Raw genomic sequence first — 19,695 nt, 5'->3', positions numbered from 1 at the left:
CGCCGGGCTGGCCCCGGGAAGTGATCCGACCCCGCCGCTCGGGCTGACGGAGTCCGTGTCCACCGCTGGCAGTTGCCGCTCACGACCCGCCGCGACCTGCGACGACGCCAACGCCGCCCCGGCGATCGCGGCCAGCTCCGCGGAGATCCGCAGCACCGCGCCGGCCCGGTCCGGCTCCTCCCTCAGCACCCGCAGGGCGGCGAGCGCGCCGCCGACGGACGCCGGCGCGAGCCCGGTGTCGAAGATGAAGGTGCGGGCGGTGTCGACGAGATGCTCGACCACCGCGCGCGGGCCGAGCACGGCGCCGCCCTGCCCGCCCAGCGACTTGGACAGGGTCACGGTCGCCACGACGTCGTCGGCGCCGGCGAGGCCCGCCTCCACCAGCACGCCCCGCCCGCCGGGCCCACAGACGCCGAGGGCGTGCGCCTCGTCGACCACGAGCACCGCGCCGCGCGCCCGGCAGACGGCGTGCAGCTCACGCAGCGGCGCGATGCCGCCGTCGATGCTGTCCACCCCGTCGGTGACGACGAGGGCGCGCTCCTCGGTGCGGGCGGCGAGCGCGGCGTCGACCGCCGCCACGTCCGCCCGCGGCGTGACGACGACGCGGGCACGGGAGAGCCGGCAGGCGTCGACGAGCGAGGCGTGGCTCCGCGCGTCGGACACGACGAGCGCGCCGCGGCCGGACAACGCCGTGACCACTCCCAGGTTGGCGGTGTAGCCGGAGGAGAAGACCAGCGCGGCGTCGGTACCGCAGAACGCGGCGAGCTCCTCCTCGAGCGTGGCGTGCAGGGCCGTCGACCCGGTCACCAGCCGGGACCCCGTCGAGCCGGCCCCCCACGCGCGGAGGGCCTCGACCGCACCGTCGACCACCCGCTTGTCGCGGGAGAGGCCGAGGTAGTCGTTGCCGGCCAGGTCGATCGCGTCGGCGTGCAGCGTCCGGGGACGCAGCGAGCGCCGCAGGCCCTCGGACCTGCGGCGCTCGGCGTTGTCGTGCAGCCAGTCCAGGGGGTGCGCCACGCCGGAGACCCTAGGTGGCGGCCCCTGAAGGACCGGCGAAGGTGTGACGGACCCCTACTGGGCCGTCTGCCCGTCCTGCTCCTCCTGCTGGCGGGCCACCTCGGCCTTGACCTGGTCCATGTCGACCTCCTGGACCTTGCCGATCAGCTCCTCCAGCGCGGGCGCGGGCAGGGCCCCGGGCTGCGCGTAGAGCACCACACCGTCCCGCACCGCCATCAACGTCGGGATCGACGAGATGCCGAAGGCCTGCGCCAGCTGCGTCTGGGCCTCGGTGTCGACCTTGCCGAACGTGATGTCCGGGTACTTCTCGGACGCCTCGTCGAAGACCGGCGCGAACTGCCGGCACGGGCCGCACCAGGAGGCCCAGAAGTCGACGAGCACGGTGCCGTCGCCCGCCACGACCTCGTTGAAGTTGTCGGTCGTCAGTTCCACCGTTGCCATGTCCGCCTCAACTCCTCCGGGCCGGCGTATGTTCCGCCTACCCGCGCAGCGCCGCGGGCAGACGCGATCCGACCTGCGGTCCCACACCCGGTCCGATCTCCGGGCCGATCTCCGGGCCGACCTCCGGGCCGACCGAGTCGTGCGGCCGGAAGGCGCGCCCGTCGGCGTCGTAGACGAGGACGCCTGCGGTGCGGATGTCGAAGAACAGGCCCATCAGCTCGGCGTCCACGCCGAGCTCGCGCAGCTTGTCCAGCTGCATCGCGACGTTGACCATCGCCAGGCAGTCGCGCTGCTCGAACCCGGCCTCGGCCCCCGCCCGGCCGACCGGGTGACCCGCCAGCCATGCGTCGAGGCTGGGCCGGCCGCTGCGCAGCCAGTCCCCCAGGGCGCCGTCGGGCATGTCGGTGGGGACGCCGTCGAGCAGCCCCTTCATCGCCCCGCAGCCGGAGTGCCCGCACACCGCGACGAGCGGCACGCGCAGCACCGAGGTCGCGTACTGCACCGCGGCCAGCGCACCCGTGCCGTGCACGAGGTTGCCGACGTTCTGCACGGTGAACAGGTCCCCCGGCCCGCTGTGGGTGATCATGTTCGGCAGCACGCGGGAGTCGGCGCAGGCCAGCAGCAGCCCGGACGGGCTCTGCCCGCCGGCCAGGCCGGAGAAGGTCGGCCGGACGTGCTCGGCCGTCTCGCGGTGGTAGGCGCGGACGCCGGCCAGCATCGGCGCGCTCGGGCCGTCGTGCGCGTCCTCGGCGTGCTCGGACTGCCACTGCGACCAGGTGGCGAACCTGCCGTGCTGCCGATCGGTGCGCGTGCCCGCCGGCTCGCTCACCTCGACCCACCCGCCGGTGGCGCGGTGCCGCCGGGTCCAGGACTCGAGGTGGTCGTAGGCGGTGTGGTCGAGGTAGTCGACGACGAGGTCGACGCGCACGGGCTCGCCGCCCGGCACCTCGTTCAGCACCCGGGACAGGGCCGGCACCGAGAGGAAGCTCAGCGTGCCCTCGACGACGACGCGGCGCGGGGCGCTGCCGGTCGGCTCCTCGACCCGCACCCGGGCGCGGGCGGCGCGGCGCACCATCAGCAGGCCGGCGAGGACGAGACCGATCGCCACCCCCTCGAGCAGGTTGAGGAACACCGCGCCGAGCACGGTCGCGACGTAGATCGGCAGCTCACCGTGCGTCCGGGCGGTGCGGATGTCGGCCGGCTTGACCAGCTGCAGCCCGACGACCACGAGCAGGCCGGACAGCGCGGCCAGCGGGATCAGCTCGATCGCCGACACCAGCACGATGCCGAACAGCGCGATCCAGACGCCGTGCAGGACGGCGGAGGCGCGGGTCTGCGCACCGGCCCGGACGTTGGCCGAGCTGCGGACGATCACGCCGGTGATCGGCAGGCCGCCGAGCAGGCCGGAGACGGCGTTCCCGGCGCCCTGGCCGAGCAGCTCGCGGTCGGCGTCCGTGCGGACCGCGCGGGCGCCGCCGTCGCGGTCCTGGGCCATCCGGTCGACCGCGACCGCCGAGAGCAGGCTCTCCACGCTGGCCACCAGCGCGACGGTGAGCATGCCGCCGAGCACGCGGAGCCAGAGCCCGGAGTCGGGGAGGACCGGCAGCGCGATCGACTCGACGAGGTTGCCGGGCAGGTCGACGCGCGGGACGTCGGTCAGCGCGAAGCTCAGCGCGGTGGCCGCGCCGACGGCGACGAGCGCGCCGGGCACGGACTTCTGCGGCCCGGAGAGCCGGGGCCACACGATCATGATGGCGATGGCGGTGAGCCCGACGCCGACGGCGCCGCCGTGCAGGTTCATCAGCTGCGCCGGGAGCTCGCGCAGGTTGTCCAGCGCGCCGGTCTGCGCGCTGCCGCCGAGCACGACGTGCAGCTGTGCCAGGGCGATGGTGATCCCGATGCCGGCGAGCATGCCGTGCACCACGGCCGGGGGAATGGCCTGCGTGAAGCGGGCGAGGCGGGACAGCCCGAAGCCGAGCTGGAGGAGGCCGGCACCGACGGTGATCAGCGTGGTGACCTGCCAGCCGAACTGGTCGACCAGCCCGGCGACGATCACGGTCAGGCCGGCGGCCGGCCCGCTGACCTGCAGCGGGGAGCCGCCGAGCAGGCCCGCGACGACGCCGCCCACCACGCCGGCGATGAGGCCGGCCATGATCGGCGCGCCCGAGGCGAGCGCGATGCCCAGGGAGAGCGGGACGGCCACCAGGAACACCACGAGCGAGGCGCCGAGGTCGGCGCGCAGCGTGCGGGGACCGAAGCGGCCGGCGGCGCGGGGGCGGGGTGGGAGTGCATCCGGGGAGCGGTCGGGAGCGCGCCCGGCGGGGGCGGCGCTCGAGGTCTGGTCCGGCACGTCGGGTCCTCCGGTCAGGGGTCGGTCTGGCTGGGGGGCGCACGAGTGCGGCTGTGCGGCCGTGCGGCGGTCTGCCCACTGAGGAAATCGGATGACGAGGCCGCCCGGTTCCCGACGGTCCGTGCCGGAACGTCCGATTCCACTGAATCGATCACCCCGCGTGCTCGGCGCCCCGTGACCGGCGCCATCATGATCGCCACGAAACGGCCCTTTCGAGTGAGATCACCGCGCTGCGCGGTGCGCCGTGGCCGCCCTCCCGGCGAACCACTGGCCCGATCGTGTGGATCATGGTGGGCGGCGCCACAGACGCACCGATCGGGTGATACTGCCGTTAACTCCGCGTTACGCCGCGGACGCGACGGCCGCGACGCCGTCGGTGATCCGGGCGAGGTCCGCGTCGTCGCAGACGAACGGCGGCATCGTGTAGACGAGGTCGCGGAAGGGTCGCAGCCACACCCCCGCGGCCAATGCGGCGGCGGTCGCGGCGGCCATGTCCACCTCGTGGTCCAGCTGGACGACGCCGATCGCCCCGAGGACCCGCACGTCGGTCACGCCGGGTGCCCGGCGCAGCGGGGCGAGCCCGTCCTCGAGCGCCTGAGCGATGCGGGCGACCCGCCCGCGCCAGTCCTGGTCGAGCAGCAGCCGGGTCGACGCCAGGGCCACCGCCGAGGCGAGCGGGTTGCCCATGAACGTGGGCCCGTGCATGAGGACCCCGGCCTCGCCGTCGGTGATCCCGCGGGCCACCTCGCTGCTGCACAGCGCCGCGGCCATCGTCACGTAGCCGCCGGTCAGCGCCTTGCCGACGCACATCACGTCGGGCGAGATCCCGGCATGGTCGGCCGCGAACAGCTCCCCGGTGCGGCCGAAGCCGGTCGCGATCTCGTCGAACACCAGCAGCACGTCGTGGGTGAGGCAGAGCTCGCGCAGCACGTGCAGGTAGCGCGGGTCGTGGAAGCGCATCCCGCCCGCGCCCTGCACCACCGGCTCCACGACCACCGCGGCGAGCTCGTCGGCGTGCCGCTCGATCGTCTCGGCCAGCTCGGCGACGTAGTCGTGGGAGAACTCGCGCGGCGGGGCGCCGACGAACACTTGCTGGGGCAGGACGTCCCGCCACAGGGAGTGCATGCCGCCGTCCGGGTCGCAGACGCTCATCGCGCCGAAGGTGTCGCCGTGGTAGCCGCCGCGCCAGGTCATGAGCCGGTGCTTGCCCGGGCGGCCGCGCGAGCGCTGGTACTGCAGCGCCATCTTGATCGCGACCTCGACCGAGACCGAGCCCGAGTCGGCCAGGAAGACGTGCTGCAACGGGCCGGGCGTGATCTCGACCAGCAGCCGGGCCAGGTCGACGGCCGGGCCGTGGGTGAGGCCGCCGAACATCACGTGGCTCATCCGGCCCAGCTGGTCGGTGACCGCCGCGTCGAGCACCGGGTGCCGGTAGCCGTGGATCGCCGCCCACCACGACGACATGCCGTCGACCAGCTCCCGGCCGTCGGCCGTGGTCAGCCGCACCCCTTGCGCCCCGACGATCGGCACGGGGTCCACGGCCGCCGGCATCGGCGCGTACGGGTGCCAGACGTGGGCGCGGTCGGCGGCGAGCAGGCCGGCGGTGTCGGGTCGGGCGTCGGCGGTCGTCACGCGGTGGACCCTACGTCCCGGCCCGTCGTGCGCGGGGCGGGCGAGGCGGGGCACTATCCTGACCCGACCATGTCCGCCGAAGCCAGCACGGACGTCGGTCCGGGGGGCGCCGACGCCGGGGATCTCGAGGGCCCCCATCCGGTCCTGTCCCGACGCCGCGGACTCGGCCAGACGAGCGCGCGCTCGCTGCTGCTGACCCTGCTCGGTGAGTTCGTGCTGCCCCGCGACGAGCCGGTGTGGACCCAGGTGCTGATCGACGTCCTGGGCCGGCTCGGGGTGGAGAGCAAGTCCGCGCGGCAGGCGCTCGCGCGCACCGCCGCCGAGGGCCTGGTCAGCTCGGACCGGGCCGGCCGCCGGGTGCGCTGGACGCTCACCGACGCCGGCCGCGACCTGCTCTCGGCGGGCGCCGAGCGCATCTACACCTTCGGCAACCCCGCCCCGGCGTGGGACGGGCGCTGGCTGGTCCTGCTCGTCAGCGTGCCCGAGTCCCGCCGCCAGCTGCGGCACCGGTTGCGCACCCGGCTGGCCTGGGCGGGCCTGGGCTCCCCCGCCCCGGGCGTATGGGTCTCCCCCGATCCCGGCAAGGAGGCGGAGGTCGCCGACGTGGTCGCCGACCTCGACCTCGAGGCCGTGACCAGCTCGTTCGTCGGCCCCTTCGGCCGGATCGGCGAGCAGGCCGACGTCGTGGCGCAGGCCTGGGACCTCGCCGCCGTCGAGCGGGAGTACGAGGACTTCCTCGCCGAGTTCGCCGACGCCGCCCCCGCCCTCCCGGCCGATGTGCTCACCCACCAGGTGCTGCTCGTGCACGCCTGGCGCCGCTTCCCCTTCCTCGACCCCAAGCTCCCCGCCGAGCTGCTGCCGGAGGAGTGGGCGGGCAGCCGGGCCGCCGCGCTCTTCGACACCCTGCACCGGCGCTGGCAGCGGCAGGCCCAGGCGCACTGGCGGGCGCTCGTGAGTCGCGCCGCCTGACCCACGACGTACGAACCGCGCTCTCGCTCACCAGGTATGAGTGAGAGCGCCGTTCGAGCTGGTCGGGCTCGGGTCAGCCGAGGCAGCCGGGGCCGAGGAGGGCCTTGAGGTCGCCCATCAGCGCGGGGGTGTTGGTGACCTTGAGGGTGTCGGCGAGCTTCCAGTGCGTGATCTTGGTGCCGTAGACCAGCGCCAGGTGCACCTCGGAGGTGCCCGGGTGGTGGGTGAGCACCTCCTTGAGCTGCGCGACCCGTTCCGGGGTGCACAGCTCCGTGCGCAGGCTGACCTTCAGCGGCAGCCCCGCCTCGCCCGCGGCCTGCAGCTCGGGGACGGCGAGGTCGTTGGCGATCAGGGAGACCCGGTCGTCCCGCTTGTTGACCCGGGCCTTGACCAGCACGATCGCGTCCTCGGCCACGTCGACGCCCACCACCTGGTAGGCCCGCGGGAAGAACAGCACCTCGATGCCACCGGCGAGGTCCTCGATCTGGGCCGACGCCCAGGGCTCGCCGTTCTTGTTCACCCGGCGGTTGACGTTCGTGAGGATGCCACCGACGGTGACCTGCGCGCCCTCGCCGATCGTGCCCTCCAGGATGGACTGGATCGGGGTGTCGGCCTTGGCCGACAGCGCCTGCTCCACGCCGTCGAGCGGGTGGCCGGAGACGTAGAGGCCCAGCATCTCCCGCTCGACGGCGAGCTTGTGCTTGGTGTCCCACTCGTCCTCGGGCACCTTGACGTCGAAGATGCCGCCGATGTCCGAGTCCTCGCCGCCCGAGCCGTCGAGCGAGCCGAACAGGTCGAACTGGCCCATCGACGCGGCCTTCTTGCTGCTCATGATGGCGTCGATCGCGTCCGCGTGGACGAGCAGCAGGCCCTTGCGCGAATGGCCGAGCGAGTCGAACGCGCCGGCCTTGATCAGCGACTCGATGACCTTCTTGTTGCAGACCACCGCGTCGACCTTGCGCAGGAAGTCGGAGAAGTCGGTGAAGTCGCCCTTCTCCTTGCGCGCCGCGACGATCGCGTCGACGACGTTGTAGCCGACGTTGCGGATCGCGCCGAGGCCGAACCGGATGTCGTCCCCGACCGGGGCGAAGTTGCGGACCGACTCGTTGACGTCCGGCGCGAGGACCTTGATCCCCATCCGGCGGCACTCGGCCAGGTAGACCGCGGCCTTGTCCTTGTCGTCCCGGACCGAGGTGAGCACCGCGGCCATGTACTCGGCCGGGTAGTTCGCCTTGAGGTAGGCGGTCCAGTAGGAGACCACGCCGTACGCGGCGGAGTGCGCGCGGTTGAAGGCGTAGTCGGAGAAGGGCAGCAGGATGTCCCAGAGCGTCTTGACCGCGGCCTCGGAGTAGCCGTGGTCCTTCATCCCCTGGGCGAAGCCGGCGTACTCCTTGTCCAGGATCTCCTTCTTCTTCTTGCCCATCGCGCGGCGCAGCAGGTCCGCCTTGCCGAGCGAGTAGCCCGCGAGCTTCTGGGCGATCGCCATGACCTGTTCCTGGTAGACGATCAGGCCGTAGGTCTCGCCGAGGATGTCCTTGAGGGGCTCCGCCAGCTCCGGGTGGATGGGCGTGACCTCTTGCCGCCCGTTCTTGCGGTCGGCGTAGTCGTTGTGCGCGTTCGCGCCCATCGGACCCGGCCGGTAGAGCGCGCCGACGGCGGAGATGTCGTCGAACTCCGTGGGCGCCATCCGGCGCAGCAGGTCCCGCATCGGCCCGCCGTCCAGCTGGAACACGCCGAGCGTGTCGCCCCGGGCGAGCAGGTCGTAGGTCTTCGGGTCGTCCAGCTCGACGGTCTCGATCTCGAGCTTCGGCTTGCCGTTGAGCTCGATGTTCTCCAGCGCGTCGTCGATGATCGTGAGGTTGCGCAGGCCGAGGAAGTCCATCTTCAGCAGCCCGAGCGTCTCGCAGACGCCCATGTCGAACTGCGTGATGATCGCCCCGTCGGCCTCGCGGCGCTGGATCGGGATGACGTCGATCAGCGGCTTGCTCGACATGATCACGCCGGCCGCGTGCACGCCCCACTGCCGCTTCAGGCCCTCGAGCCCCCGCGCCGTGTCGACGATCTCGCGGACCTGCGCGTCCGCCTCGTAGAGCGCCCGGACCTCGGTGGCCTCGGAGTACCGCTTGTGGCTCGGGTCGAAGATCCCGGACAGCGGGATGTCCTTGCCCATGACGGCGGGCGGCATGGCCTTGGAGATCCGGTCCGCCACGGAGTAGCCGGGCTGGCCGAACAGCACGCGCGCGGAGTCCTTGATCGCGGCCTTCGCCTTGATCGTGGAGTACGTGATGATCTGGGCGATCCGGTCCTCGCCGTACTTCTCCGTGGTGTAGCGGATCATCTCGCCGCGCCGGCGCTCGTCGAAGTCCATGTCGATGTCCGGCATGGAGATGCGCTCGGGGTTGAGGAACCGCTCGAAGATCAGCTTGTGCCGGATCGGGTCGAGGTCGGTGATCTCCAGCGCGTAGGCGATCAGCGAGCCCGCCGCGGAGCCACGGCCGGGGCCGCAGCGGATGCCGACGGACTTCGCGTACTGGATGAGGTCCGCCGTCACCAGGAAGTAGCCGGGGAAGCCCATCTGGATGATCACGCCGAGCTCGTACTCCGCCTGCCGGCGGTACTGCTCGGTGACGCCGTTCGGGAACCGCTTGTGCAGGCCCCGCTCGACCTCCTTGATCAGCCACGACTCCTCGGTCTCGCCCTCCGGGACGGGGGCACGCGGCATGAGGTCCTGGCTGGCGAAGGACACGTCGACCCGCTCGGCGATGGCGAGCGTGTTGTCGCAGGCCTCCGGGTGGATCGGGTCCCACTGGGCCCGCATCTCGGCGGCGGACTTGAGGTAGAAGTCCTGCGCGTCGAACTTGAAGCGGTTCGGGTCGGCGAGGGTCTTGCCCGTCTGCACGCAGAGCAGAACCTCGTGCGGCTTCGTGTCGTCCGGGTAGGTGTAGTGCAGGTCGTTGGTGGCGACGCCGGGGAGGTCGAGCTTCTTCTTCAGCGCGAAGAGGTCCTCCTGGACCCGCTTCTCGATCTCGATCCCGTGGTCCATCAACTCGCAGAAGAAGTTGTCCTTGCCGAAGATGTCCCGGTAGTCCGACGCGGCCTGGCAGGCGGCGTCGAAGTCGTCCTGCTGCAGGAGGCGGGCGACCTCGCCCGACGGGCAGCCGGTGGTGGCGATGATCCCCTTGCCGTACTTCTCCAGCAGCTCGCGGTCCATGCGGGGCTTGTAGTAGTAGCCCTCGAGGCTGGCCAGGCTGGAGAGGCGGAAGAGGTTGTGCATCCCCTCGTTGTTCTCCGCCAGCATGGTCATGTGCGTGTACATCAGGTCGGGGTTGTCGCTCGCCGCCCCGTTCGCCCCGATCGAGACGCGCTTGCGCTCGTGCCGCGAGCCCGGCGCGAGGTAGCCCTCCATGCCGATGATCGGCTTGACCCCGGCCGCGTTGGCCTTCTTCCAGAACTCGTACGCCCCGTAGACGTTCCCGTGGTCCGTCATCGCCAGCGCGGGCATCTCCATCCGCGCGGCTTCCTTGAACAGGTCGTCGAGTCGGGCCGCACCGTCGAGCATGGAGAACTCGGTGTGCGTGTGGAGGTGGACGAAGGAGTCCCTGCTGTTCCCGCTCGCCGGGGCCATGGGTCGTCGAGACTCCCTTCACGCGCTCGCGCGCGGGTGGTGCGGCGGACCCGCGGGCCCCGGCGGCGGCCGCCCGGCCGCCCTCGGGGTACGGCGTCCGGGTGCACGGCCGGCGACCGGGCGGTGGCCCGTGCGGTGCCGGCGGATGTCGGGTCCCCGGGTCCGGGGGTGCGGCCAGACTAGCCCCGGCCACCGACAGTTCCGTGACCGCCGCCGGGCCCGTCGCGAACCCGCAGCTCACCGCGTCGAGGCGTGTCGGGGTCCCGGCGCGTCGCCTCCTCCCGGGCGTGTCGTGGGCCCGTCTCAGGCCGCCAGGGCGGGCGCCGCGGGGCGGGCGGCGACCCGCTCGTAGACGTCCTCGAAGGCGTCGAGCGTGGCGTCGAGGGCGTGCCCGGCGACCAGCTCGCGGGCCGCCGCGCCCATCCGCCGCCGCGCCGCCGGGTCGCGCAGCAGCGCCGCCAGGACCGAGGTGAGGACGTCGACGTCGCCAGGCGGGAAGAGCCAGCCGGTCCGCCCCGGCCGGACCAGGTGCGGCAACGCCATCGCGTCGGCCGCGACCACCGGCCTGCCCGCCGCCATCGCCTCCAGCGTGACCAGGCTCTGCAGCTCGGCGACCCCGGGCATGCAGAACACGGCGCAGCGCCGGTAGGCCGCGAGCAGGGTCTGCTCGTCGACGAACCCGTGGAACACCACCCGGTCGCCGAGCCCCAGCTCCGCCGCCAGCCGCTGCCACGCGGCGCGCTCGGAGCCGTCGCCGACGATCTCGAGCCGGACGGGCGGGGCCAGCCGGGCGGTGGCCCGCAGCAGCTCGTCGACGCGCTTCTCCTGGTCGAGGCGCCCGACGAACAGGATCGTCGGTGTCGGGTCCTCGCGGCCGCCGGCGTAGCGGGCCGCGTCGACGCCGCAGGAGATCGCGGTGGCCGGGAGCCCGGTCGAGCGCGTCAGCAGCTCGACGGCGCGGGGCGTGGGCGCGGTCAGGGCGTCGGCGCGCCCGAACACCCGCCGGACGTCCCGCCACGCCAGCCGGGCCGCGGCCCGGTGCAGCACGGCGGGCACCCGGGCGTGCGCGACCAGGTTCTCCGGCATGAAGTGGTTGGTCGCGACGAGCGGGCGCCCGGTCGCCGACGCGGCCGCCGCCAGCCCGCGCCCGACCGAGAAGTGCGCCTGCACGTGCACGACGTCCGGGTCCACCTCCGCGAGCACGCCCGCCGCCGCCGGGCCCGCCACCCACGGCAGGCAGACGCGGAAGTTCTCGTGCAGCGGGTAGCGGTGCGAGCGCACGCGGTGGACGGTCACCTCCCCGTCGATGCCGCCGAAGCCGTGCACCGCGGCCGGACCGTCCGGCGACGGCGCAGCCACGTGGACCTCGTGTCCGCGGCCGGCCAGGCCGGTGGCCAGGCGTTCGGCGAACCGGGCCGCGCCGTTGACGTCGGGCGCGAAGGTGTCGGCGCCGAGCAGGATCCTCACGTCGGTACCTCTTCTCTCGGGGTGGACGGGTGCTGGACCTGACGCCGGGCGGCGTCCGGGTGGTGCCGGGCGAGCAGGGCCACACCGGCGGCCGCGACCGCACCGGCGCCCAGGAGGAAGGCCACGCCGGCCGTGCCGAGCCCGCCTGCCTCGCCGAGCAGGCCGGCCCCGAGGCCCGTGGCCACGAGCGGGTCGATCACGGTCAGGGCGGCCACGACGACCGCCGGCGGGCCGGAGGCGAAGCCCTGCTGCACGAGCCAGCCACCCGCGGCGAGCGCGACGGCCAGGGCCGCGGCCGCGCCGAGGAGCGTGCCGACGTCCGCGGTCCCGAGCTGCACGGAGACCGCCCGCAGCAGGGCGGAGACCAGGCCGAACGCCACCGCACCCGCCGCGGCGCAGGCGACGCACCGGACCCGGCCGGTCGTCCGGGCCGCGAGGACCGCGAGCGCGAGCCCGGCGGCCGCCGCGACGGTGCAGGAGACCAGGAGGAACCGGCCGAGGTCGGCGGGGGCGTGCGGGGTCGCCCCCGCCGCGGTCCGGACCACGAGCGCGACCCCCGCCACGCACAGGGCGGCACCGGCGACGACCTGGCCCGGCGATCTGCGGTTCCGCAGGCTGAGGCCCACCGCGAGCGGGACGGCCAGGACCCCGACCGGCTGCACGACGCTCACCGGCGCGAGGACCAGCGCGAGTGCGTGCAGGCCCGCACCGGCGACCGCCAGACCGGCGCCGGCGAGCCAGCGCGGGCGGGCGAGGAGCTGGCGGAGGTCGACCCGGCTCGTGATCGCTCCGTGCTGCAGGACGGCGGCCCCGGCGAAGCAGCCCGCGCCCACGACGGCGAGCAGCAGCGCGAGGGCGGTCATCGGGCGGCCCCGGGGCGCAGGGCGACGGCGGTCGTGATCAGCAGGGCGGTCACCGCCCCGTACAGAACCCGCTCCACCCCACCCAGCAGGGGAAATGCGGGTGAACCCGCGACGACGATCGGCAGATGGGCGAGGAGGAACGCCCCCGACAGGGCGGCGGTCACGAGCGCAAGGGCGACGACCCGGCGGCGCGCGGTGGCGCGGACCGCGGGTCCGCGGGCCAGGAGCAGCACCGCGACCGGCAGGACGGCGAAGATCCACGCCCCGGCGTAGCGGTGCACGGCCGCGGCGAGGTCCGGCGGGGTGCCCGGCACGTTCGTCGGGACGACCCCGGCGACGACCATCGCCGCAGCCCAGCTCCCGAGGAGGCCGACCGCTGTCCCGGATCCGCCGGCGCGCCGTGCCGCGACCGCCAGCACCGTCGCACCGAGGGCCAGCGCGCCCGCCGCGATCGCGAGGACGAGATGCCCGCCCGGCAGCAGGACGTAGTCGCTGACCGTGTGCACCAGCGGATCCACGGCCGGGGTGTGCAGGGCCCCCGCGACGTGCAGCACGAGGACCGCCCACCCCGCGACCGCCACCCCTGCCGCCACCAGGGCGGCGGGGAGGGTGAGGGCGTGGCGCTCGGGGCGGGTGGAACGGGGGCACGGGGCGCCGGTCGATCGTGCTGCGGTGGAGAACCGCGCCGTCGAGGTCGGCGGGAGCGCCGCGCCCGACCGTGGCGGGATCGGAGGCGCGAGGGCCGGTGCCGCCGCCTGTGCCGACGCGATCATGGTGGTGGGTGCGACCACCGCCGCCGCACCCGCCTCGCTCCCCCGCTCGCTCACGTGATCAACGCTCGCAGCGCGGCGGCTCCGTCGTCATCCGGTGATCCACCGAACCGACCCGGGGGTCACCCCGACCTTTCCCGGGGTCGCCCGCCCCACCCTGACCCGTCGACCAGGAGGATCACGACCCCGCACACCGACGAGCACGCCCCACACCCGCTCCGGAGCCCCCTCACACCCGGCGGAGCTGTTCCACACCTGCTCGACGGGATGTGCCGCGCCCGACGAGGTGTGGGAGCGGTCGCGGAGTGCGATCGCGAGCGGATGTGCCGGGCCTCGCCGCCCTTTCCGCCCCGAGGACTCTCAGGGGACGGGGCCGTCGTCCGGGAGGGGGGTGGCGGCGGTGGTCTGATCCGGGAGGAGCGGGGAGAGAGCGAGCTCGGGCAGCGTGACCCCCACCGGCGCGGCCTCCACCGCCCGCACCCCGGGGGTCCCGGCGAGCGCGTCCAGCCCGGCCCGGTCCGCCGAGACCACCAGCGCCACCACGCAGGCGCACGGCCCGGCGTAGGCGGCCGCCTCCGCCCGCGCGACGGCGGCGGCTCGGTCGGTGAGCCGGGAGGCGTCGGCCTCCGCGGCGTGCCCCGCGCGCTGCCGGGCGGTGTCCAGGGCGGCCGCGACCGGGGCGCCGGAGGGAAGGGTCTCGAAGCGCAGGGCGGTCTGCACCCGCGGGATCGGCACCCGGAACACCACCTCGGCCGGGCCGGCCGACCCGACGAGCGCGGCCGCGGCGTCCGTGGTGAGCTCCCGGTCGACCTGTACGAGCGCCGGCGCGCGCTCCCCCGGCGCCGGCAGCGTCGCGGGCAGCCGGGCGAGGTAGTCCGGCACCGCCTCGCCCGGGTCCGGCCCGAGCCGCACCTGGCCCTGTGCGGCCGCGGGCCCGCGCCCGGCGGAGGACGACCGCGCCTGCGCCGCCGCGTACCCGACGGCGACCAGCACCCCGAGCACGCAGACCACGATCAGCCAGCGGCGTCCCCGACGGGTCAGCAGGCCGCCCTCGTCGTGGGGGTCGGGATCCCGGGGCTCAGTCACGCAGCCGCTCGAGCGCCCGGGCGAGATCGGGCGGGTACTCGCTCGTGAACTCGACCCACCGCCCGTCGGCCGGGTGCTCGAAGCCCAGCGAGCGGGCGTGCAGCCACTGCCGCTGCAGCCCCAGCCGCGTGGCCAGCGTGGGGTCGGCGCCGTAGGTCAGGTCGCCGACGCACGGGTGCCGCAGCGCAGAGAAGTGCACCCGGATCTGGTGCGTGCGCCCGGTCTCGAGGTGCACGTCGAGCAGCGACGCTGCGCGGAAGGCCTCGATCGTGTCGTAGTGCGTGACGCTGGGCTTGCCGCCGGCCACGACCGCGAACTTGTAGTCGTGCTTGGGGTGCCGGTCGATGGGCGCGTCGATCGTCCCGCTGGTCGGGTCCGGGTGGCCCTGCACGATCGCGTGGTAGCGCTTCTCGACCGTGCGCTCCTTGAACGCCCGCTTCAGCACGGAGTAGGCGTGCTCGGACTTGGCGACGACCATCACGCCGGTGGTGCCGACGTCGAGCCGGTGCACCACGCCCTGCCGCTCGGCCGCCCCGGAGGTCGAGACCCGCACACCGAGCGCGGCCAGCCCGCCGACGACCGTGGGCCCGGTCCAGCCCGGGCTCGGGTGTGCGGCGACGCCCACGGGCTTGTCGACGACGACGACGTCGTCGTCCTCGTACAGCACCGTCATGCCGCCCACCAGCTCCGGCGGCGCGGTGATGACCGCCGGCGCCTCGGGTTCGGGCAGCTCGACCTCGAGCCAGCTGCCGGCGGTGAGCCGGTCCGACTTGCCGGCGGCGCGCCCGTCGAGCGCGATCATCCCGTCCTCGGCGAGGGTGGCGACGACGGTCCGGGACAGGCCCAGGAGCCGGGACAGGCCGGCGTCGACCCGCATCCCGTCGAGGCCGTCGGGGACCGGGAGCTGGCGGAGGTCACTCACCGGCGGGCTCCCGCTCGGCAGCGCCCGCGCGGGTCCCGTCGAGCTCCCGGCCGGTCAGCGCGAGCAGGACCAGCAGGATCCCGCCGCAGACGATGCTCGAGTCGGCCAGGTTGAACACCGGGAAGAACGAGCCGTCCGTCCGCACCACCGAGATGACGTCGACGACGTGGCCCTGCAGCGGCCCCGGCGCCCGGAAGATCCGGTCGACCAGGTTCCCCAGCGCGCCGCCGAGCACGAGCCCGAGCGCGATCGCCCAGCCCACCGACCGCAGCTTGCGCGAGATCCGGATGATCACCACGACCACGCCGAGCGCGATGATCGACAGCACCCAGGTGTAGCCGGTGGCCATGGAGAACGCGGCGCCGGGGTTGCGCACCAGGACGAGGTTGACCAGCCCGCCGAGCAGCCGCACGGGCGGCCGGTCCTCCAGCGTCGCGACCGCGAGGACCTTGGTCAGGATGTCCAGCAGCAGGACGACGGGCGCCACGAGCGCGAGCACCCACACCCGGCGTGGCGGGAGGGGGGCGGGGTCGGTGCGCTCGTCCGGCTCGTCGGTCACACCCTCGATTATGCGGGCTTTCCGGGGCCGTCCGGACGGGGGCCGGGATCGGTGTCCCGCCAGCGCACCAGCGCGCCGCCCCGGTCGACGGCCCGCAGCCGCTCCTCGGTGCGCTCCCGGACCTCGGCGGTGGCCACCACGAGCAGCTGGTCGTTCTCCCGCAGCCGGGTCTGCCCGTGGGGGGTGAAGGCCTCCTCGCCGCGCACGACGAGGCTGACCGTGGCGCCCACCGGCAGCCGCAGCTCCCGCAGGTAGACCCCGCGGAGCCTGGACCCCGGCGGGATCCGGACCTGCAGCAGGTCGGCGTGCAGCTCGTCGAGCGGGGCGGCGTCGACCTCGACGTCCTTGGGTTCGGCGGTGCGCGCGACCCCCAGCCGCCGGGCCACCCACGGCAGGGTGGTGCCCTGCAGCAGGGTGAGGATCACGACGAGCACGAACACGACGTCGACCAGGTTGGCCGCGCCCGGCGCCCCCTCGACCAGCGAGATCAGCGCGAGCACGATCGGCACCGCTCCGCGCAGCCCCGACCAGGACAGGAACGCCTGCTCCCGCCACGGGACCTTGAACGGCAACGCGGCCGCGACCACCGACACCGGCCGGGCGAGCACGAGCAGGACGCCGGCGGCGATCAGCGCGGGGATCACGGCGTCGACCAGCCGGGCGGGGCTGACGTACAGCCCGAGCAGCACGAACAGCCCGATCTGGGCCAGCCAGCCGGTGCCCTCGGCGAACGACAGCACGCCCCCGCGGTGCGGCAGCCGTGAGTTGCCCAGCACGAGCGCGCACACGTAGGTGGCGAGCAGGCCCGACGCGTGGGCGAGCTGCCCGCTCGCGAAGGCCAGCACGCACACGGCCAGCGCGGCGAGCGGGTAGAGGCCGGTCGCGGGCAGGGCCGCGCGGCGCAGCGCCCAGCCCCCGCCGAACCCGAGGGCGAGGCCGATCACCCCGCCCGCGACCAGCTCGTAGACGACGAGCAGCGGGGTCATCCAGGTCAGCGGGTCGTCCGACGCGAGGAGGAGGACGGCGAGCACCACCGGCGCGTCGTTCATACCGGACTCGAGCTCCAGGGCCCCGGCGAGCCGCGGCGACACCCCGATCCCGCGCAGCACGCTGAACACGGCCGCGGCGTCCGTCGACGACAGCACCGCACCCCAGAGGAAGGCGACCCGCCAGTCCAGCCCGAGCAGGTAGTGCAGCGCCGTACCGGCCACCGCGATGCTGACGACGACGGCGATCGTCGAGAGCCCGATGCCGATCCCCAGCGACGGCCGCACCGCCTGCCACCGGGTGGTCAGGCCGCCCTCGATCAGGATGAGCACCAGCGCGGCGATGCCGAGGTTCTCGGTGAGCGCGGCGTTGGAGAACTGCACGCCCAGCACGGCCTCGCCGAGCAGGATCCCGATGCCGAGGTAGAGCAGCAGCGAGGGCAGGCCGAGCCGAACGGACACGCGCACGGCGAGCACGCCGATCAACAGGACCGCGGCGACGACGCCGAGCAGGACCTCCAGGCTCATCGTCACCCCCGGCTCGTACGCGAATCACCCTATCCGCGCAGGTCACGCGCCGGTCAGGCGGGTGCCGGCACCGTCGGCCGGCGATGGCCGAAACGCCCGAAGAGCCAGATCACGGGCACGGTGCACAGCAGCGACACCCCGATGTAGAGCGGGCGCTCCAGCCACCGGACCAGGTCCGGCACCTCGCGCTCGCCCAGCCGGCCGGCGAACGCGTAGGACAGTCCGACCAGGCCGAACAGCCCGGCCCACAGCAGCGCGGCGTCGACCTGGCGCGGGGCGCGCACCAGGTCGGAGTAGAAGAAGCCGCTCATGAAGGCCAGGCCCCACACCAGCACCAGGTTGAGGTAGGCCAGCTCGGCGAACCCGGCGCGGAACCGCAGGATGTCGACGATCACCACGAGGCCGGCCACCCACACCAGCGTGACGACGCCGAAGCGGACGCCGCCGCCAGCGCCAGCCCCAGCCCGAGCCACACCCCGCCGAGCACCAGCGCCGGGACCGACAGCTTGCGCAGGTTGCACCACACGAAGTGGCCGAGGTGCTCGCCGCGCGCCTGCGCCCGCTGCCACGCCAGGAGGTGGACGTACCCGCCGACGGAGAAGAACAGCGGCAGCACCTGGAACAGCCAGGTCAGCACCCACAGCCCGGAGAAGAAGCCGATCGGGTTGGTGGCCGTCGGCCCGTCCGGACCCCAGAGGGAGGATCGTGAAGGCCCAGTGCCAGAGCACCACGACGACGATCGAGAAGGCGCGCAGGAAGTCCGCGTCCGCGTTGCGCGTGGCCCTGGTCGCGACCGCGCCCGGTCCGGCCCCCTCGGCCATCGCCCTCTCCCCCGTCCGTGCCGGGCCGCGGGTGCACCCGCCGCGGCCCTCCCGCAGGATGGTGGCATGCCGCCGGCCGCCGCGACGATCACGCCGCCCCGTGTGCGTGTCCTCCCCCGGTGGTGCGGCCTGGTCGCCGCGGTCGCGCTGCTCGTGGCCACGAACGTGCTGGTCGGCGTGGTGTGGCCGGCCTGGGCGGTGCCGTGGAAGGTCGTCGTGGCGGCGCTGCTGCTCGTCCTGGCCCGGGTCTGCGGCCTGGGGTGGGACGACCTCGGGCTGGGCCGGCGACACCTCGGGCGAGGGCTGGTCCATGGCGGGATCGCCGTGGCGATCGTCGCGGTGGTCTACCTCGTGGGGGTCGCGCTGCCCGCCACCCGCACCGCCTTCGAGGACACCCGCGCGGCGGGCACGGTCGGCGCGATGCTCTACGCCGCGCTGGTCCGCATCCCGTTCGGCACGGTGCTGCTGGAGGAGATCGCGTTCCGTGGGGTGCTGCCCGGCCTCGTCGGGGGCGGCTGGTGGCGGCGCACGCTGGTGGCGTCGGCACTCTTCGGGCTGTGGCACATCGTGCCGTCCCTCGGCCTGAGCAGGGCGAACGCCGCGGTCGGGGACACCCTCGGCGGGTGGGGGGACGTCGGGCGGGCCGCGCTCGCCGTCATCGCGACGTTCGGGGCGGGGATCCTGTTGTGCGCGTGGCGGCGCTGGGGCGGGCACCTGGTCACCCCGGTGCTGGCGCACCTCGCCACGAACTCGTTGGGCGTGGTGTTCGCGTGGTTCCTGATCTCCTGATCAGGGCCGCCACACCAGCGTGGCCGCGGTGCGCGGGCGCGGCGGGAGCCCGTCGAGCGCCGCGGCGACCTCGGGCGCCCGCTCCGGCGGCAGGCACAGCCGCCGGGTGACCCAGTCCGGGGAGTGCGGGGCGCGCCGCTCCCGCTCCCAGCGCGTGACCTGCGGCTCGACGCCCTGCTCGCGCAGCACGGCGACGGCGTCGTCGACGGTCGCGGGCTCGGGCCGGTGCAGGTCGTGGAAGCGCGCCCAGAGCGGGTCGAGCCACGCCATCGGGTGCTCGGACAGCATCTCGACGACGACGCCGCGGACCGCCGCCGCGGTCAGGGCGGCGAGGAAGGGCGGCAGGTCGACGACGTTGTGCAGCACGTGGTGCGACACCACGACGTCCGCGGTGCCGGTCTGCCCCGCCACGTCGGGCCACGGGCCGAGGACGGTCCGGGTGGGCAGGCCGCGGACGTCGGCGCCGGCCTCGAACAGGTCGAGCATGTCCTGCTGGGTGTCGACGCCGGTGGCGTGGGTCAGCGGCCCGGCCAGGGCGAACGCCGCGTCACCGCCGCCGCAGCCCACGTCGGTCACCGTGCCGGACGGGCCGAGCAGGGCGAGGCCCGCCGCACGGGACGGCGTGTCCTCGGGAACGTCCGGCGCGGTGAAGTCGGCAGGGTCGTGCCCCCACGGGCTCGCCGGCGCCTGCGCCAGGATCTCGGGCGGGATCCCCCGCCCCGACTGCAGCTCCGCCCACCGCTCGGCAGCACTCCCCACGGTGGATCACCCTAACGACCCCTGTGAGTGGGGGGGTTGGCCCGCCGGGGGGTCGAGCCACAGCCGGGAGATTTTTTTTTGAGGGGGCGCGGGTGATTCGGGGGTCGTGGC

17 protein-coding genes are annotated in these 19,695 nt (G+C 74.4%); 2 read left to right on the top strand and 15 right to left on the bottom strand.

The window, feature by feature from the left end; genetic code table 11:
* The 4 genes from AB0B41_RS34205 to AB0B41_RS34190 all read right to left on the bottom strand — a co-directional run.
* Window positions 1-1,017 (bottom strand): 8-amino-7-oxononanoate synthase (locus tag AB0B41_RS34205; RefSeq protein ID WP_358210773.1); only part of this gene is annotated, 1,017 nt, incomplete at its 3' end.
* Window positions 1,018-1,071: 54 nt separating this feature from the next.
* Window positions 1,072-1,458, bottom strand: a complete 387-nt coding sequence (gene trxA, locus AB0B41_RS34200; RefSeq protein ID WP_358210771.1) for a thioredoxin — start codon at window positions 1,456-1,458, stop codon at window positions 1,072-1,074.
* Between the two features lie 37 nt (window positions 1,459-1,495).
* Window positions 1,496-3,808, bottom strand: a complete 2,313-nt coding sequence (locus tag AB0B41_RS34195; protein WP_358210769.1) for a SulP family inorganic anion transporter — start codon at window positions 3,806-3,808, stop codon at window positions 1,496-1,498.
* 342 nt (window positions 3,809-4,150) lie between these two features.
* A complete protein-coding gene (locus AB0B41_RS34190; protein WP_358210767.1) occupies window positions 4,151-5,440 on the bottom strand; it encodes an adenosylmethionine--8-amino-7-oxononanoate transaminase in 1,290 nt (429 codons plus the stop codon).
* Window positions 5,441-5,509: 69 nt separating this feature from the next.
* Between AB0B41_RS34190 and AB0B41_RS34185 the strand changes: the two genes are divergently transcribed.
* Window positions 5,510-6,409, top strand: a complete 900-nt coding sequence (locus AB0B41_RS34185; protein ID WP_358210765.1) for a PaaX family transcriptional regulator C-terminal domain-containing protein — start codon at window positions 5,510-5,512, stop codon at window positions 6,407-6,409.
* Between the two features lie 73 nt (window positions 6,410-6,482).
* On the opposite strand, the gene dnaE is transcribed toward AB0B41_RS34185, so the two are convergent.
* From dnaE to AB0B41_RS34135, 10 genes are all read right to left on the bottom strand, one after another.
* The gene (dnaE, locus tag AB0B41_RS34180; protein ID WP_358210763.1) at window positions 6,483-10,034 is read right to left on the bottom strand and encodes a DNA polymerase III subunit alpha; all 3,552 of its coding nucleotides are present in this window, start codon (window positions 10,032-10,034) and stop codon (window positions 6,483-6,485) included.
* A 303-nt stretch (window positions 10,035-10,337) separates the two neighbouring features.
* Window positions 10,338-11,501 carry a glycosyltransferase gene (locus AB0B41_RS34175; RefSeq protein ID WP_358210762.1) on the bottom strand — a complete coding sequence of 388 codons (1,164 nt, stop codon included), beginning with the start codon at window positions 11,499-11,501 and terminating at the stop codon, window positions 10,338-10,340.
* Window positions 11,498-12,364, bottom strand: coding sequence for a hypothetical protein (locus tag AB0B41_RS34170; RefSeq protein WP_358210760.1), 867 nt, complete (start codon window positions 12,362-12,364; stop codon window positions 11,498-11,500). The genes AB0B41_RS34175 and AB0B41_RS34170 overlap by 4 nt, the downstream gene beginning before the upstream one ends.
* A complete protein-coding gene (locus tag AB0B41_RS34165; protein ID WP_358210759.1) occupies window positions 12,361-13,191 on the bottom strand; it encodes a DUF998 domain-containing protein in 831 nt (276 codons plus the stop codon). Before AB0B41_RS34165 ends, AB0B41_RS34170 begins: the two co-directional genes overlap by 4 nt.
* 303 nt (window positions 13,192-13,494) lie before the next feature.
* On the bottom strand, window positions 13,495-14,220 hold the full coding sequence (locus AB0B41_RS34160; protein WP_358210757.1) for a hypothetical protein: 726 nt from the start codon (window positions 14,218-14,220) through the stop codon (window positions 13,495-13,497).
* Window positions 14,213-15,097, bottom strand: a complete 885-nt coding sequence (locus AB0B41_RS34155; protein ID WP_358210777.1) for an RluA family pseudouridine synthase — start codon at window positions 15,095-15,097, stop codon at window positions 14,213-14,215. The genes AB0B41_RS34160 and AB0B41_RS34155 overlap by 8 nt, the downstream gene beginning before the upstream one ends.
* Before the next feature lie 37 nt (window positions 15,098-15,134).
* Entirely contained in the window at window positions 15,135-15,701 is a 567-nt protein-coding gene (gene lspA, locus AB0B41_RS34150; RefSeq protein WP_358210755.1) for a signal peptidase II, read from the bottom strand.
* A gap of 8 nt (window positions 15,702-15,709) precedes the next feature.
* Complete coding sequence (locus AB0B41_RS34145) at window positions 15,710-17,215, bottom strand: potassium/proton antiporter (protein WP_358210775.1); 1,506 nt, start codon at window positions 17,213-17,215, stop codon at window positions 15,710-15,712.
* A gap of 53 nt (window positions 17,216-17,268) precedes the next feature.
* On the bottom strand, window positions 17,269-17,625 hold the full coding sequence (locus tag AB0B41_RS34140; protein WP_358210753.1) for a hypothetical protein: 357 nt from the start codon (window positions 17,623-17,625) through the stop codon (window positions 17,269-17,271).
* The gene (locus tag AB0B41_RS34135) at window positions 17,607-17,852 is read right to left on the bottom strand and encodes a hypothetical protein (protein ID WP_358210751.1); all 246 of its coding nucleotides are present in this window, start codon (window positions 17,850-17,852) and stop codon (window positions 17,607-17,609) included. Before AB0B41_RS34135 ends, AB0B41_RS34140 begins: the two co-directional genes overlap by 19 nt.
* A gap of 250 nt (window positions 17,853-18,102) precedes the next feature.
* Between AB0B41_RS34135 and AB0B41_RS34130 the strand changes: the two genes are divergently transcribed.
* On the top strand, window positions 18,103-18,825 hold the full coding sequence (locus tag AB0B41_RS34130; protein WP_358210749.1) for a CPBP family glutamic-type intramembrane protease: 723 nt from the start codon (window positions 18,103-18,105) through the stop codon (window positions 18,823-18,825).
* Here the strand turns inward: AB0B41_RS34130 and AB0B41_RS34125 are convergent, their stop codons facing one another.
* Window positions 18,826-19,584, bottom strand: a complete 759-nt coding sequence (locus tag AB0B41_RS34125; RefSeq protein ID WP_358210747.1) for a class I SAM-dependent methyltransferase — start codon at window positions 19,582-19,584, stop codon at window positions 18,826-18,828.
* Window positions 19,585-19,695: the final 111 nt, after the last annotated feature.

It is taken from the genome of Pseudonocardia sp. NPDC049154, from assembly GCF_040648315.1.
GTDB lineage: Bacteria > Actinomycetota > Actinomycetes > Mycobacteriales > Pseudonocardiaceae > Pseudonocardia.
Note: the sequence above shows the minus strand (reverse complement) of the source record. Positions and strands in the feature narration are given on the sequence as shown.

Bases quoted from the DNA above. Each gene is read 5' to 3' on its own strand.
- AB0B41_RS34145 (WP_358210775.1), bottom strand. From the start codon at position 17,215: ATGAGCCTGGAGGTCCTGCTCGGCGTCGTCGCCGCGGTCCTGTTGATC.
- AB0B41_RS34155 (WP_358210777.1), bottom strand. From the start codon at position 15,097: ATGCGGGTCGACGCCGGCCTGTCCCGGCTCCTGGGCCTGTCCCGGACC.
- trxA (WP_358210771.1), bottom strand. From the start codon at position 1,458: ATGGCAACGGTGGAACTGACGACCGACAACTTCAACGAGGTCGTGGCG.
- AB0B41_RS34185 (WP_358210765.1), top strand. From the start codon at position 5,510: ATGTCCGCCGAAGCCAGCACGGACGTCGGTCCGGGGGGCGCCGACGCC.
- AB0B41_RS34130 (WP_358210749.1), top strand. From the start codon at position 18,103: ATGCCGCCGGCCGCCGCGACGATCACGCCGCCCCGTGTGCGTGTCCTC.
- dnaE (WP_358210763.1), bottom strand. From the start codon at position 10,034: ATGGCCCCGGCGAGCGGGAACAGCAGGGACTCCTTCGTCCACCTCCAC.
- AB0B41_RS34170 (WP_358210760.1), bottom strand. From the start codon at position 12,364: ATGACCGCCCTCGCGCTGCTGCTCGCCGTCGTGGGCGCGGGCTGCTTC.